The sequence below is a fragment of the Microbacterium sp. Soil_C_42 genome, from assembly GCF_057656735.1.
Genome location: NZ_JBDGJU010000001.1, coordinates 76608 through 89833, shown reverse-complemented (window position 1 = coordinate 89833; position 13226 = coordinate 76608). Strand labels below are relative to the sequence as shown.

Annotated in this window: 12 protein-coding genes; 5 read left to right on the top strand and 7 right to left on the bottom strand. The window is 70.5% G+C overall.

Annotated elements, in window-relative coordinates:
* The 3 genes from gndA to AC3A46_RS00435 all read right to left on the bottom strand — a co-directional run bounded on the left by gndA (position 1) and on the right by AC3A46_RS00435 (position 3561).
* Positions 1 to 1449, bottom strand: coding sequence for an NADP-dependent phosphogluconate dehydrogenase (gndA, locus tag AC3A46_RS00445; protein WP_487663286.1), 1449 nt, complete (start codon positions 1447 to 1449; stop codon positions 1 to 3).
* 178 nt (positions 1450 to 1627) lie between these two features.
* Complete coding sequence (locus AC3A46_RS00440) at positions 1628 to 2140, bottom strand: gluconokinase (protein ID WP_487663285.1); 513 nt, start codon at positions 2138 to 2140, stop codon at positions 1628 to 1630.
* A 20-nt stretch (positions 2141 to 2160) separates the two neighbouring features.
* Positions 2161 to 3561 carry a GntP family permease gene (locus tag AC3A46_RS00435; protein WP_487663284.1) on the bottom strand — a complete coding sequence of 467 codons (1401 nt, stop codon included), beginning with the start codon at positions 3559 to 3561 and terminating at the stop codon, positions 2161 to 2163.
* A gap of 150 nt (positions 3562 to 3711) precedes the next feature.
* Here AC3A46_RS00435 and AC3A46_RS00430 point away from each other — a divergent pair, with 150 nt between their 5' ends.
* A complete protein-coding gene (locus tag AC3A46_RS00430; RefSeq protein WP_487663283.1) occupies positions 3712 to 4449 on the top strand; it encodes a FadR/GntR family transcriptional regulator in 738 nt (245 codons plus the stop codon).
* Between the two features lie 24 nt (positions 4450 to 4473).
* Here the strand turns inward: AC3A46_RS00430 and AC3A46_RS00425 are convergent, their stop codons facing one another.
* On the bottom strand, positions 4474 to 4596 hold the full coding sequence (locus AC3A46_RS00425; protein WP_262927523.1) for a hypothetical protein: 123 nt from the start codon (positions 4594 to 4596) through the stop codon (positions 4474 to 4476).
* 279 nt (positions 4597 to 4875) lie between these two features.
* Here AC3A46_RS00425 and AC3A46_RS00420 point away from each other — a divergent pair, with 279 nt between their 5' ends.
* The gene (locus tag AC3A46_RS00420; protein ID WP_487663282.1) at positions 4876 to 5520 is read left to right on the top strand and encodes a 50S ribosomal protein L25/general stress protein Ctc; all 645 of its coding nucleotides are present in this window, start codon (positions 4876 to 4878) and stop codon (positions 5518 to 5520) included.
* A 120-nt stretch (positions 5521 to 5640) separates the two neighbouring features.
* Positions 5641 to 6225, top strand: coding sequence for an aminoacyl-tRNA hydrolase (gene pth / locus AC3A46_RS00415; RefSeq protein WP_487663281.1), 585 nt, complete (start codon positions 5641 to 5643; stop codon positions 6223 to 6225).
* Positions 6226 to 6396: 171 nt separating this feature from the next.
* Here the strand turns inward: pth and AC3A46_RS00410 are convergent, their stop codons facing one another.
* Positions 6397 to 7041, bottom strand: coding sequence for a hypothetical protein (locus AC3A46_RS00410; RefSeq protein WP_487663280.1), 645 nt, complete (start codon positions 7039 to 7041; stop codon positions 6397 to 6399).
* A 70-nt stretch (positions 7042 to 7111) separates the two neighbouring features.
* On the opposite strand from AC3A46_RS00410, the gene mfd reads away from it, so the two are divergent.
* The gene (gene mfd / locus AC3A46_RS00405) at positions 7112 to 10744 is read left to right on the top strand and encodes a transcription-repair coupling factor (protein ID WP_487663279.1); all 3633 of its coding nucleotides are present in this window, start codon (positions 7112 to 7114) and stop codon (positions 10742 to 10744) included.
* Between the two features lie 103 nt (positions 10745 to 10847).
* On the opposite strand, the gene gdhA is transcribed toward mfd, so the two are convergent.
* Complete coding sequence (gene gdhA / locus AC3A46_RS00400) at positions 10848 to 12230, bottom strand: NADP-specific glutamate dehydrogenase (RefSeq protein WP_487663278.1); 1383 nt, start codon at positions 12228 to 12230, stop codon at positions 10848 to 10850.
* Between the two features lie 129 nt (positions 12231 to 12359).
* On the opposite strand from gdhA, the gene AC3A46_RS00395 reads away from it, so the two are divergent.
* Positions 12360 to 12959, top strand: a complete 600-nt coding sequence (locus tag AC3A46_RS00395; protein WP_487663277.1) for a gamma carbonic anhydrase family protein — start codon at positions 12360 to 12362, stop codon at positions 12957 to 12959.
* A 66-nt stretch (positions 12960 to 13025) separates the two neighbouring features.
* Here AC3A46_RS00395 and AC3A46_RS00390 read toward each other — a convergent pair whose 3' ends face one another.
* Positions 13026 to 13196 (bottom strand): hypothetical protein, encoded by a 171-nt coding sequence (locus AC3A46_RS00390; protein WP_157549541.1) that lies wholly within the window; start codon positions 13194 to 13196, stop codon positions 13026 to 13028.
* Positions 13197 to 13226: the final 30 nt, after the last annotated feature.

The following is a 13226-nucleotide window of genomic DNA, read 5'->3' as shown; positions in this document are numbered from 1 at the left end:
TCAGTGGGTGTCTTCGGCTTCGATCTCGGTGCGGTCGCCGGACCACAGGGTGTGGAAGGTGCCGTCCTTGTCGATGCGCTTGTAGGTGTGGGCGCCGAAGAAGTCGCGCTGGCCCTGGATGAGGGCGGCGGGCAGGCGCTCGGCGCGCAGGCCGTCGTAATACGACAGCGACGACGAGAACGCGGGGGCGGGGATGCCGGCGCCCGCGGCGGCCGACACGATCCGGCGCCACGCGCCCTGCGCGCGGCCGAGGGCCTCGACGAAGTACGGCGCGGTGAGCAGCACGGGCAGCTCGGGCTGGGCGTCGTAGGCGTCGGCGATGCGGTTGAGGAACTGGGCGCGGATGATGCAGCCGGCACGCCAGATCTTCGACACGGCGCCGAGGTCGATGGTCCAGTCGTACTCCGCGGCACCGGCGCGGATCTCGTCGAAGCCCTGCGAGTACGCGACGATCTTCGATGCGTACAGGGCGAGACGCACGTCCTCGATGAACGCGTCGGCGTCGTCGACCTTCAGACCCTCCTCGGGACCCGGAAGGTCGCGCGAGACCTCGCGCTGCTCGGGGTGCGACGACAGCGAGCGGGCGAAGGTGGCCTCGGCGATGCCCGAGACCGGCACGCCCAGCGACAGCGCGGTCTGCACGGTCCAGGCGCCGGTGCCCTTGGCACCGGCCTGGTCGAGAATGACGTCCACCAGCGGCTGGCCGGTGGCGGCGTCTGTCTGGCGGAGCACCTCGGCGGTGATCTCGATGAGGTACGACTCGAGCTCGCCCTGGTTCCACTCGGCGAAGACCTCGGCGATCTCAGCGGGGCTCTTGCCGGTGCCGCGGCGGATCAGGTCGTACGCCTCGGCGATGAGCTGCATGTCGGCGTACTCGATGCCGTTGTGCACCATCTTGACGAAGTGGCCGGCGCCGTCGTGGCCGACGTGCGTGACGCACGGCTCGCCCTCGGCGACGGCGGCGATCGACTTGAGGATCGGGCCGAGGGTGACCCACGACTCGTCCGAGCCGCCGGGCATGATCGAGGGGCCGTTGAGCGCGCCCTCCTCGCCGCCGGAGATGCCGGCGCCGACGAAGTTGATGCCGGTCTCGCGGACCGCCTTCTCGCGGCGGATGGTGTCGGTGAACAGGGCGTTGCCGCCGTCGACGATGATGTCGCCGGGCTCGAACACCTCGACCAGCGCATCGATGACCGCGTCGGTGGGGCGGCCGGCCTTGACCATGATGATCGCGGCGCGCGGCTTCTGCAGCGACGCGGCGAACTCCTCGTACGAGAACGCGGGGACGAACTCGGCCTCGGGGTGCGCCGCGGTCAGCTCGTCGGTCTTGGACCGGCTGCGGTTGTACACCGCGACCGTGTTGCCCTCGCGGCTGGCGAGGTTGCGGGCGAGGTTCGACCCCATCACCGCAAGACCCACCACACCGATGTTCGCTGCGTTCTCGGACACTCTCGAGCTCCTGTCGTCGTTGCTATTCAGCCTAAAGTCTGGCCTGTTCGTGTTACACGACATGGCCGGCTGCTCACGCCGCGAGGCGGCCGGTTGTGAGCGTGGGGTCTCGGGCGGGGCGGCTCGCGGCTGACGTGACGAGCCTAGCCCGGGAGCGTTGTCGGTCTCCGCCGGAGCGTCATGAACCTTCGAGCCGCAGGGCCGAGGCGACGAGCGCCGCCTGGTCCTCGGGGGACAGCGCGATGTCGACGTCGATCGCCTGCTCGTCGGGCCCGGGGGCCTCGAGCGTCGCGAACTGGGAGTCGAGCAGCGCCGGGGGCATGAAGTGCCCCTGCCTGCGCATCATGCGGTCGCGCACGACCGCCGCGTCTCCCGTGAAGTTCACGAACGTGACGTTGTCGCGGCGGAGGATGTCGCGATAGCTGCGCTTGAGCGCCGAGCAGGTCACGATGCCGGGCTCGCCTGCCGCGCGGCGCTCGTCGATCCACGCCGCGACGAGCTCCAGCCACGGGATCCGGTCCGCGTCGGTGAGTGCGTGACCGCGTCGCATCTTCTCGACGTTGGCAGCCGGATGGAGATCGTCGCCCTCTTGGAACGGCCATCCGAGCCTGCCCGAGAGCATGGCCCCGACGGTGGACTTGCCGGTGCCGGACGGACCCATGAGGACGAGGATGGGCGAGGCTGACAGCATCCGATTTCTCCCTTCGCCGCTCATACGAACACGCTGACGGCGAGGACGCCGAGAAGTCCGACGACCGAGATGAGGCACTCGAGAACCGTCCAGCTCTTGAGCGTCTGCGTGATGCTGAGACCGAAGTACTCCTTGATCAGCCAGAAGCCCGCGTCGTTGACGTGCGAGAGGAAGACCGATCCCGAGCCGATGGCGAGCACGAGGAGTGCCGACATCGCCGGGTCGAGGCCCACCGTGAGCGGCTGGAGGATGCCGGCCGCGGTGATCGTGGCGACCGTGGCGGATCCGGTCGCGACGCGGATCACTGCGGCCACCAGCCAGGCGAGGAACAGGATCGACAGACCCGACTCGGCGATGAGGTTGGCGATGACGTCGCCGATGCCGGTGTCGACGAGCACCTGCTTGAACCCGCCGCCGGCGCCGACGATCAGCAGGATGCCGGCGATCGGGCCGAGCGACGAGCCCACCGACTTCGCGATCTCGGCGCGGCCGAATCCGGCTCCGCCGCCGAGCACGAAGAATCCGACGATGACGGCGATGAGGAGCGCGACCGCGGGTGTGCCGAGGAAGTCGACGACGGCCTTGGCCGGAGCGGTCGAGCCGGGCGCGATGATGTCGGCGATCGCGCGGGCGAGCATGAGCACGACGGGCAGCAGGATGCTGGCGAGGGTGGCGGCGAACGACGGGCGCCGCGTCTGCTGCTCGCCCTCGTCCTCCGCGGTGACGAACAGATCGGGCACGGGAACGCGTACCCAGCGGGCGGCGAGGCCCGAGAACAGGGGGCCCGCCACGATCACCGCGGGGATGGCGACCAGCACGCCCAGGGCGAGGGTGATGCCGAGGTTGGCGCCGAGGATGTCGATCGCGGCGAGCGGGCCGGGATGCGGCGGCACGAGGCCGTGCATCGCGGACAGGCCCGCGAGCGCCGGGATCGCGATCTTCATGAGGGGCAGGCCCGAACGACGCGCGACCAGGATGATGACCGGGACGAGCAGGACGAGGCCGACCTCGAAGAACATCGGCAGGCCGATGATGGCGCCGATGAAGCCCATGATCCAGGGGAGGCTCCGAGGCGTGGCGCGGGCGACGAGGGTGTCGACGATGCGGTCGGCACCGCCGGAGTCGGCCAGCAGCTTGCCGTAGATGGCGCCGAGGGCGATGAGGATGCCGACGCCGCCCATCGTCGCGCCGAAGCCCGTCGTGAAGCTGACGATCGTCTTGCCGGGTTCGAACCCGGCGATGATCCCGGTGGCGATGGCGCCCATCATCAGGGCGAGGAACGGGTGCACCTTCAGCCAAGTGATCAGCACCACGATGATCGCGATGCCGATGACGGCGGCGGTCAGCAGCTGCCACGGCGGGCCGACGGGGGTCGCTTCGGCCGCGGCGGCCGGCAGGGAGAGGAATCCGGAGAGAACCATGAGCGTCCTTGATCGAAACGGGGTCGGTCTTTGACCCGAGGATGCCGTTTAGTCTGACGTGATTTTCGTCAAGTATCAATATGTACGACATAAAAATTCGACGAGGCTCGAATGTCGGACGACACGAAGTCGGTGCGGCACAATCGGACCATGGCCGACACGCCCCACGGCAGTCCCGTTCACGACGCCCTCGTCGAGCGGCTCGGCGCCGCGATCGTGCACGGCGAGCATCCCGCGGGATCGCGTCTGCTGACCACGGAGCTCGCGGAGTCCTCGGGCGCCTCACGGTCGGCGGCGCGTGAGGCGGTCAGGGTCCTCGAATCCCTCGGTCTCGTCCAGGTGCGCCGCAAGGCGGGCATCGAGGTGCTGCCGGTGGAGCAGTGGAACGTCTACGCCCCTGAGATCATCGCGTGGCGCCTCGACGGGCCCGGGCGCGCGCGCCAGCTGCACGAGCTGGGCGAGCTGCGCGGCGCGATCGAACCGCTCGCGGCGCGGCTCGCGGCTGCCCATGCGACCGATGCGCAGCGCCAGGAACTCGTGGCGGCGGCGCTGGGCATGGCGCGTCATGACCAGCAGGCGGCGGAGGCCGAGTACCTCGACGCCGACGTGCGGTTCCATCGCACGCTGCTGAGAGCGTCCGGAAACCCGATGCTCGGGGGGCTCGGGGGAGTGGTGCAGGCGGTTCTCGAAGGCCGCACGCGTCACGCGCTGATGCCGCACGAGGCGAACCCCGATGCGGTGCGCTGGCATCGCGACGTCGCGTTCGCGGTCGCGAGCGGCGAGGCGGAGGCGGCGTTCGAGGCGATGTCGCGGATCGTCCGTGAATCCGATGCCGCGATGGACGAGGTCGTCGGGGCCGAAACTCGCGGGGACGCCCGAGGAGCGTGAGCGCTCAGGACCCGGGCGGCGGAGTCAGTCCTTGCGGTAGCCCTGGCGGCCGAGGCTCCAGAAGGCGAGCACCGTGCCGAGAGCGCCGACGGCGGCCATGGCGCCGATGAGCCAGAGCAGAGCGTGGCTAGCGAAGCCGTAGTCCATGGGGTCCTCCGTGTGAGCGGGAAGCAGGTGCGTTCCTCATCGTAGCGGGGGCGCTGGTAGACTCTTGTCCGAACTTCGGCGAGGGATGCCTCGCGCCTGTCGAGCGGCGGGCTGCGGCATCCGTGATCGACGCGGTGATGCCGGCCTCCCGGGCTTTCCTCACGCGCGTGCGTTCGAGTCGAAGACATCCCTGATACCCGGGCCCGCCACCGCGCAGGCCGATTCGGAACGGCCATGTGCCGCCGCAGAAATGGGCCCCGCGCCCGCAAGGAGAACACCATGTCGACCGAGCCCGACACCAAGGTCCACGCCGAGTTCCGCGAGAGCTTCGGCAAGGGCTTCGCCCGCCGCCTCCGCGCTGCCGGCAAGATCCCCGCCGTCATCTACGGCCACGGCACCGACCCCGTGCACGTCGCCCTTCCGGGCCACCAGGTCTCGCTGCTCATCCGCCGCGCCAACGCGGTGCTCGAGCTCGACCTCGACGGCACCTCGCAGCTGACGCTCGTCAAGGACGTCCAGAAGGACCCGGTGCACCAGATCATCGAGCACATCGACCTCCTCGTGGTGAAGAAGGGCGAGAAGGTCGAGATCGAGGTGCCGATCGTGGTCGTGGGCGAGTCCGCCCCCGGCACCATCGCGAACCTCGACAACACGACCGTCACGGTGCAGGCCGAGGCGACGCACATCCCCGAGAACATCGAGGTCGACGTCGAGGGCCTCGAGGACGGCACGCACATCACCGCGGCCGACCTGAAGCTGCCGAAGGGCTCGGTCCTCGTCGCCGACCCCGAGCTGCTCATCGTCGCCATCTCGGTCCCGGCTGCGGCACTCGCCGCCGAGGAGGAGATCGCCGAGGCCGACGCCGAGCTCGCCGCCGAGCAGTCGGAGGCGTCGGAGGGGGCAGCGGAGGCCGCCGCCGAGTAATCGGACGCCGAGCGATCGGATCGCTTTCCGGCGAGGGGGTGCGGATGCCGCACCCCCTCGCTGCGTCTCACGAGGGGTCTGCGCCGACGACGTGGCGCGGGCTCGGGCAGGATGGATGACATGGCAGACACGTGGCTGATCGTGGGGCTCGGCAACCCCGGCCCCCGCTACGAGCTCACGCGCCACAACGTGGGGCAGCTCGTCGTCGACGAGCTCGCCGGCCGGCGCAGCGAGTCATTCAAGGCGCACAAGACGAACGCCCGTGTCGTCGAGACGTGGCTGCGCCCCGGCGGACCCAAGATCATCCTCGCCAAGCCCAACACCTTCATGAACGTCTCGGGCGGACCGGTCGCGGGGCTCGCGAAGTTCTACGGCATCGATGCCGACCACGTCGTGGTCGTGCACGACGAGCTCGACATCCCGTTCGACACGATCAAGCTGAAGATCGGCGGCGGCCACGGCGGTCACAACGGCGTGCGGGACGTGGCCAAGGCGCTCGACACGCCGGAGTTCCCGCGCGTGCGCGTCGGCATCGGCCGCCCTCCCGGCCGCCAGGACGCCGCTGACTGGGTGCTCGACCCGTTCGGCGCCACGGAGCGCAAGAACCTTCCGATCCTCGTCGGCGACGCGGCCGACGCGGTCGAGCAGCTCGTGGCCGAGGGACTGCTCGCCACCCAGCAGAAGCACCACGCCCCCCGCGTCTGATCCCGCGCCGCGCGCACCGTCGCGCGAGGAGCCTCAGGTCTTCCGCTCCTCAGTTGAGGGTGATTGCTGAGATGAGGGCCGACCGAGGCGTTTCGCTCCGCATTTCGGCTCGCGTCCTCAGATGAGGAGCAGGACGCGCGTGGATGCTGTCGCTCCGGGTATCGGGCCGCGTCAGCCGCTGATGCCGGTCCCGGCGGCGAGGCCCGCGGTGAGGAAGCCCTGCACCACGGCGCCGAAGGCGATCGGGCCGAGGGCGGCGATGACGACCGCCGCGATGCCGGCGCCCCGGCCGCGTCCCTTGACGACCGCGATGATCCCCTGCACGAGAGCCCACACGCCGATCGCGGTGCCGACCCAGAACGAGACCTCGCCCATCAGCACCCAGTCGCGCACGGGCGTCAGGACGGCCCAGTCGAAGTCGCCGGTGAAGGGCCGTGACGAGATCTCGCGGCCGGCGCCGAGCCCGATGTTGAAGCTCGCGATCGCGGCCGACAGGCTCGCGCCGATCGTGGCGACGAGTGCGAGGGCGAGCGCGACGATCCCGAGTGCGCGGCTGCGCTTCACAGGAGCGGGAGCACCGTACGCGATGACGGATGGTGCCGCCCCCACCGGATAGCCCGCCGGCGGCACGTAGCCGGGTGGCGGCGCGTACGCGCCTGCCGGGGGAGTCGCCCAGCCCTGCGGGTTCGCCGCCGCGGCGCCCGGATGCCCGGGGACGGGGGCTTCGCTCGCCGGCGTCCCGAACGGCGCCGCTCCGGGCGGTGCCCAGCCGCCGGGCTGAGCGGGCGGGTTCTGGGGTGCGTCGGGCTGGCTCACAGCCTCATCCTAGGAGCGGGGCCGCCCCGCGGCGGATCCCGGTGTCCGCGGCGGGTCGTAGACTCGTGCGGTGACAGTTCCCGGGATCGTGCGCGCCCTCGAACAGGCTGGGCCTTTCCGGGACGCGCTGGCCGCGGCATCCGTCGATGCCGACTTCTCGCTCGTCGAAGGACTCGACGCCCCTCTCCTCGCGGCTCTGCTCGAGCGTCGCCGTGCCGCGGGCAAGCCGCCGATCGTGCTGCTGGTCGCACCGACCGGGCGCCGAGCCGAGTCTCTCGGTCCCGCGCTGGGCGCGCTGCTGCCCGGTGCCGAGGTGCTGCATTTCCCCGCGTGGGAGACGCTGCCGCACGAGCGCCTCAGCCCGAGTGCCGAGACGGTCGGTGCGCGCCTGGACATCCTCACGCGCATCAAGCGCTGGGATGCCGCCACGCCGCTGGTCATCACGGCGTCGGTACGCGGTGCGATCCAGCCGCTCGCTGCCGGACTCACCGAGGTGGACCCCGTCGAACTCGTGGTGGGCGGCCGTGGCCACGACCTCGGCGACGTGTCCACGCGTCTCGTCGAACTGGCATACCACCGCGTCGACATGGTGTCTCGCCGTGGCGAGTTCGCCGTGCGCGGCGGCATCCTCGACGTCTTCCCGCCGACCGCGCCGCACCCGTACCGCGTCGAGTTCTTCGGCGACGAGGTCGACGAGATGAGGGCGTTCTCGGTCGCGGACCAGCGGTCGCTTCCCGGCGAGGTGCGCGCGGTCACTCTTCTGCCCAGCCGCGAGCTGCTGCTGACGGATGCCGTGCGCGGCCGTGCCCGCCAGCTCAAGCACGAGTTCCCCGGCCTTGCGGGCATGCTCGAGAAGATGTCGGAGGGCATCCCGGTCGAGGGCATGGAGTCGCTGCTGCCCGCCGTCGTCGACCGCCTCGTCACCCTCGTCGACTACCTGCCCGAGGGCTCCGCGGTCGCTTTGGTGGATCCAGAGCGCGCCGTGACCCGCGCGATCACCCTCGGAGAGACGAACCGCGAGTTCCTCGAAGCGGCATGGAGTGCGGCGACCGCGGGCGCGAGCACGCCGATCGACCTGGGCGCCGGAGACTTCCTGACCCTTCCCGAGCTCCGCGAGGCGGCCCGCGATCGCAGCGGTGTCTGGTGGACGCTCAGCGCGTTCGACTCCGGACACGCGGATGCCGCCGCGGAGGGTCTCATCGACGACGACATCGACGTCGCCCTCGAGGCTGCAGCGGCCATCCGGGTTCCCGGTTCGGCCGTGCCCTCGTTCCAGGGCAACGTCGAGGGCGCCACCGATCACGTGGGCGCACTGCTCGCCGACGGCTGGCGGGTCGTGGTGGCAGCATCCGGAGCCGGACTCGTCGAGCGCGCCCGTGACGTGCTCGCTGAGCGCGGCATCGCGGCGCGCAAGGTCGACGAGGTGCCGCACGCTCCCGAGCCCGGCGTCGCGCACGTGGTCGTGAGCGTGCTCGAGCGCGGCTTCGAGGTCCCCGACGCGAAGCTCGCCGTGCTCACCGAGTCCGAGTTCTACGGCCGCACGATCGGCGGCGACAACCGCGTCGTCAAGAAGCTCGCGTCGCGGCGCAAGGCCGTCGTCGACCCGCTGCAGCTGAAGGCGGGCGACTACGTGGTGCACGCGACGCACGGCATCGGCAAGTTCGTCGAGCTCACGCAGCGCGAGGTGTCCAGCGGCGGACGCAACGCGGTGAAGAGCGTGCGGGAGTACCTCGTGCTCGAGTACGCGCCCTCCAAGCGCGGCTATCCGGGCGACAAGCTCTTCGTGCCCACAGATCAGCTCGATCTGCTGTCGCGCTACATCGGCGGCGAGGCGCCTGCGCTGTCGAAGATGGGCGGCAGTGACTGGGCACAGGCGAAGAGCAAGGCCCGCCGTGCGGTGCGCGACATCGCCGTCGAGCTCGTCAAGCTCTACTCGGCGCGGATGGCCTCGAAGGGGCACGCGTTCGGGCCCGACACCCCGTGGCAGCGCGAGCTCGAAGAGGCGTTCCCGTTCGCGGAGACACCCGACCAGCTGCAGACGATCGACGAGATCAAGGCAGACATGGAGAAGCCGATCCCGATGGACCGGCTGCTGTCGGGCGATGTCGGCTTCGGCAAGACCGAGGTGGCGGTCCGTGCCGCGTTCAAGGCGATCCAGGACGGCAAGCAGGTCGCGATGCTGGTGCCGACGACGCTTCTGGTCAAGCAGCACCTCGAGACGTTCACCGAGCGCTTCGCGGGCTTCCCGGTGAAGGTCAAGGCGCTCTCGCGCTTCCAGACCGACAAACAGGCGCGAGAAGTGCTCGCGGGGCTCACCGACGGCACCGTCGACATGGTCATCGGCACCCACCGCATCCTCACCGAGAAGGTGATCTTCAAGGACCTGGGCCTGATGATCATCGACGAGGAGCAGCGGTTCGGCGTCGAGCACAAGGACCAGCTGAAGAAGCTCAAGACCAACGTCGACATCCTGGCGATGAGCGCGACGCCGATCCCGCGCACCCTCGAGATGGCGGTCACCGGCATCCGCGAGATGTCGACGCTGCAGACGCCGCCGGAGGACCGGCATCCGATCCTGTCGTACGTCGGTCCCCGCAACGACAAGCAGATCGCCGCGGCGATCCGCCGCGAGCTGCTGCGCGAGGGCCAGGTGTTCTACGTGCACAACCGCGTGCAGTCGATCCAGCGCGTCGCGGCCGAGCTCGCCGAGCTCGTTCCCGAAGCGCGCATCGCGGTGGCGCACGGGCAGATGGGGGAGCACGCGCTCGAGGAGGTCGTCGACGCGTTCTGGGAGCGGCGCTCCGACGTGCTCGTCTGCACCACGATCGTCGAGACCGGCCTCGACATCTCGAACGCGAACACGATCATCATCGACCGTGCCGACAAGTACGGCCTCAGCCAGCTTCACCAGCTGCGCGGTCGCGTCGGCCGCGCGCGCGAGCGTGCGTACGCGTACTTCCTCTACGACGACACGAAACCGCTCAGCGAGACCGCGGCCGACCGGCTCGAGACGATCGCCGTCAACAACGACCTCGGCTCGGGCATGCAGGTGGCGCTGAAGGACCTCGAGCTCCGCGGCGCGGGCAACCTCCTCGGCGCCGAGCAGGCCGGCCACATCGCCGGCGTGGGCTTCGACCTGTACCTCCGTATGATCGGCGAGGCGGTCGCGACGTTCCGCGGGGATGAGACCGAGGGGCCGACCGAGCTGCGGCTCGAACTGCCCGTGCAGGCGCGCATCCCCGATTCCTACATCGACAGCGAGCGGCTGCGCCTCGAGGCGTATCAGAAGCTCTCGGCCGCGGCATCCGTCACCGCCCACGCCGACGCGATCGACCTCGTCATCGAGGAGCTCACCGACCGCTACGGCGAGCCGCCGTCAGAGGTCGAAGGGCTGCTCGCCGTCGCGCGCCTGCGCCGCCGCGCCGGGCAGGCAGGCCTCGCGGACGTCGTCGCGATGGGCCCGAACCTGCGCATCGCCCCGGCGAACCTGCCCGACTCGATGCGCGTGCGCCTGCAGCGCCTGCACCCCAAGGCGAAGCTCGTCGCCGGGGGAGAGGCGATGGTCGTGCCGCTGCCGTCGGCGGGCGGCGAGCCGCTCGGCGACGACGAGCTCATCGCGTGGGTCGCGCAGCTCATCGAGCAGCTGTGGCCCGAGAAGAAGGCGGAGACGGATGCCGCGGCCCGGCCCGCAGCGAACGCCTGACGTCGTCGTTCTCGACGTCAGGAGAGCTGGTGGAGTCAGGGTGAATCGCGTGCGATCGTCCTGCGCTCGTCAGATCCCCTGATCGCAGCGGGAGGCAGAAGCGTCAGATGACGCCCTGCGCGAGCATCGCGTGCGCGACGCGCTCGAAGCCCGCGGAGTTGGCGCCGACGACGTAGTCGCCCGGGCGCCCGTAGCGCTCGGCGGCCTGGAACGCGGCGTCGTGCACGTCGGCCATGATCCCGCGCAGCTTCGCCTCGCTGTCATCGAAGCTCCACCGCTGACGGGCGGCGTTCTGGCTCATCTCGAGCGCGGAAGTCGCCACCCCGCCCGCGTTCGCGGCCTTGCCCGGACCGAACAGCACGCCGGCGGACTGGAAGAGCTCGATCGCCTCGGGGGTCGAGGGCATGTTGGCGCCTTCCGCGACGGCGCGCACGCCGTTCGCGATGAGCGCGCGCGCGTCGTCGGCGTCGAGCTCGTTCTGCGTCGCCGAGGGGATCGCGACGTCGACCGGCACCTCCCATGGGCGTGCGCCTTCGACGTACCGTGCGCCCGGCCGTCGTGCCGCGTACTCCGAGATGCGGGCGCGCTCGACCTCCTTGATCTGGCGGAGGAGGTCGACGTCGATGCCGGCGTCGTCGACGACGTAGCCGGAGGAGTCGGATGCCGTGACCGCCGTCGCGCCGAGCTGGCGGGCCTTGTCGATGGCGTAGATCGCGACGTTGCCTGATCCCGAGATGCCCACGCGCTTGCCGTGCAGCGTCTCGCCGTGGACGCCGAGCATCTCCTCGACGAAGAACACGGCGCCGTAGCCGGTCGCCTCGGTGCGCACCTCGGCGCCGCCCCACTGCACGCCCTTGCCGGTGAACATGCCCGACTCGTGGCGGTTGGTGACCTTGCGGTACTGGCCGAACAGGTAGCCGATCTCGCGGGCTCCCACGCCGATGTCGCCGGCGGGCACGTCGGTGTGCTCGCCGAGGTGGCGGTAGAGCTCGTTCATGAACGACTGGCAGAAGCGCATGATCTCGGCGTTCGAGCGGCCGTGGGGGTCGAAGTCGCTGCCGCCCTTGGCCCCGCCGATGCCCTGGCCGGTGAGCGCGTTCTTGAAGATCTGCTCGAAGCCCAGGAACTTGATGATCGAGAGGTTCACCGACGGGTGGAAGCGCAGGCCGCCCTTGTACGGGCCGAGCACCGACGAGAACTGCACGCGGAAGCCGCGGTTGACCTGCAGGCGGCCGGCATCGTCGACCCACGGCACGCGGAACAGGATCTGGCGCTCGGGCTCGACGAGACGCTCCAGGATGCCGCCGTCGACGAACTCCGGGTGCGCTTCGAGCACCGGCGAGATCGACTCGAGCACCTCGTGCACGGCCTGCAGGAACTCGGGCTCGTTCGGGTTGCGGGCCTCGACGGTGTCGAGGACGAGCCGGATGGATTCCGCCGAGGTGAGGGATTCGGTGGCGGACGCGGTCGAGGGCGCAGAGGGCATGGTGGAGCTTTCGAGGTGGAGCGGTGCGCGGGGGTGGCGCTCCTTCACCCTATCCACGGTCGCGGCGTCCATCGGACGTGTGACGGCGGGCTACGCTTGCCCCATCCACGAAGGCGGGAGGCAGGAACGATGCGGTTCGAGCACCTCGGGGCACAGCCCCGCATCCACCCCGACGCGGTCGTGGCGGCGACCGCGGTGATCAGCGGCGACGTCGAGATCGGCGCCGACTGCCAGATCCTGCACGGCGCGGTGATCACGGCCGAGGGCGGTGCCATCACCCTCGGCGCGAACGTCATCGTGATGGAGAACGCGCTCATCCGTGCCACCGCGACCAACCCGGTGCACATCGCCGACCACGTGCTGGTCGGCCCCATGGCGAGTGTCTCGGGCGCGGTCGTCGAAGAGGAGGTGTTCCTCGCGACGGGCACGCGCGTGTTCAACGGCGCGCACATCGGCGCGCGCAGCGAGGTGCGCATCAACGCCGTCGTGCACCTGCGCACGGCGCTCCCCGCCGAATCGACCGTGCCGATCGGATGGGTGGCCGTCGGCGACCCGGTGCAGATCCTGCCACCCGACCGTCATGAGGAGATCTGGGCCGCCCAGCGCGAGCTCGACTTCCCCGGCTACGTCTTCGGCCTCGACCGCGAGACGCCCGACCTCATGGTGCAGCTCACCGAGCGCTACGGCCGCAGCCTCGCCCGCCACGCCGACGACCGCCGCGTGGAGTGACGCCCGCCCGCGCGGACGACGAGAGGAACGGATGCTGCGGGCCGCAGCATCCGTGAATCTCCGACATCAGTCCCAGGCGAGGCCGCAGTCGCGGCAGCAGAACTCGAGGCGGTCGACCGAGCCGTCGTCGAGGTGGCCCCGACGCTCCCACTCGATCCGGAACCACCTCGGTTCGCTCGCCCGCACATCGAGCGACCCGCACCAGGGGCAGACTTCGGCGACGACGATCCGTGCCATGGGCGCCACGGTACGCCGGGCTCCCGGCGA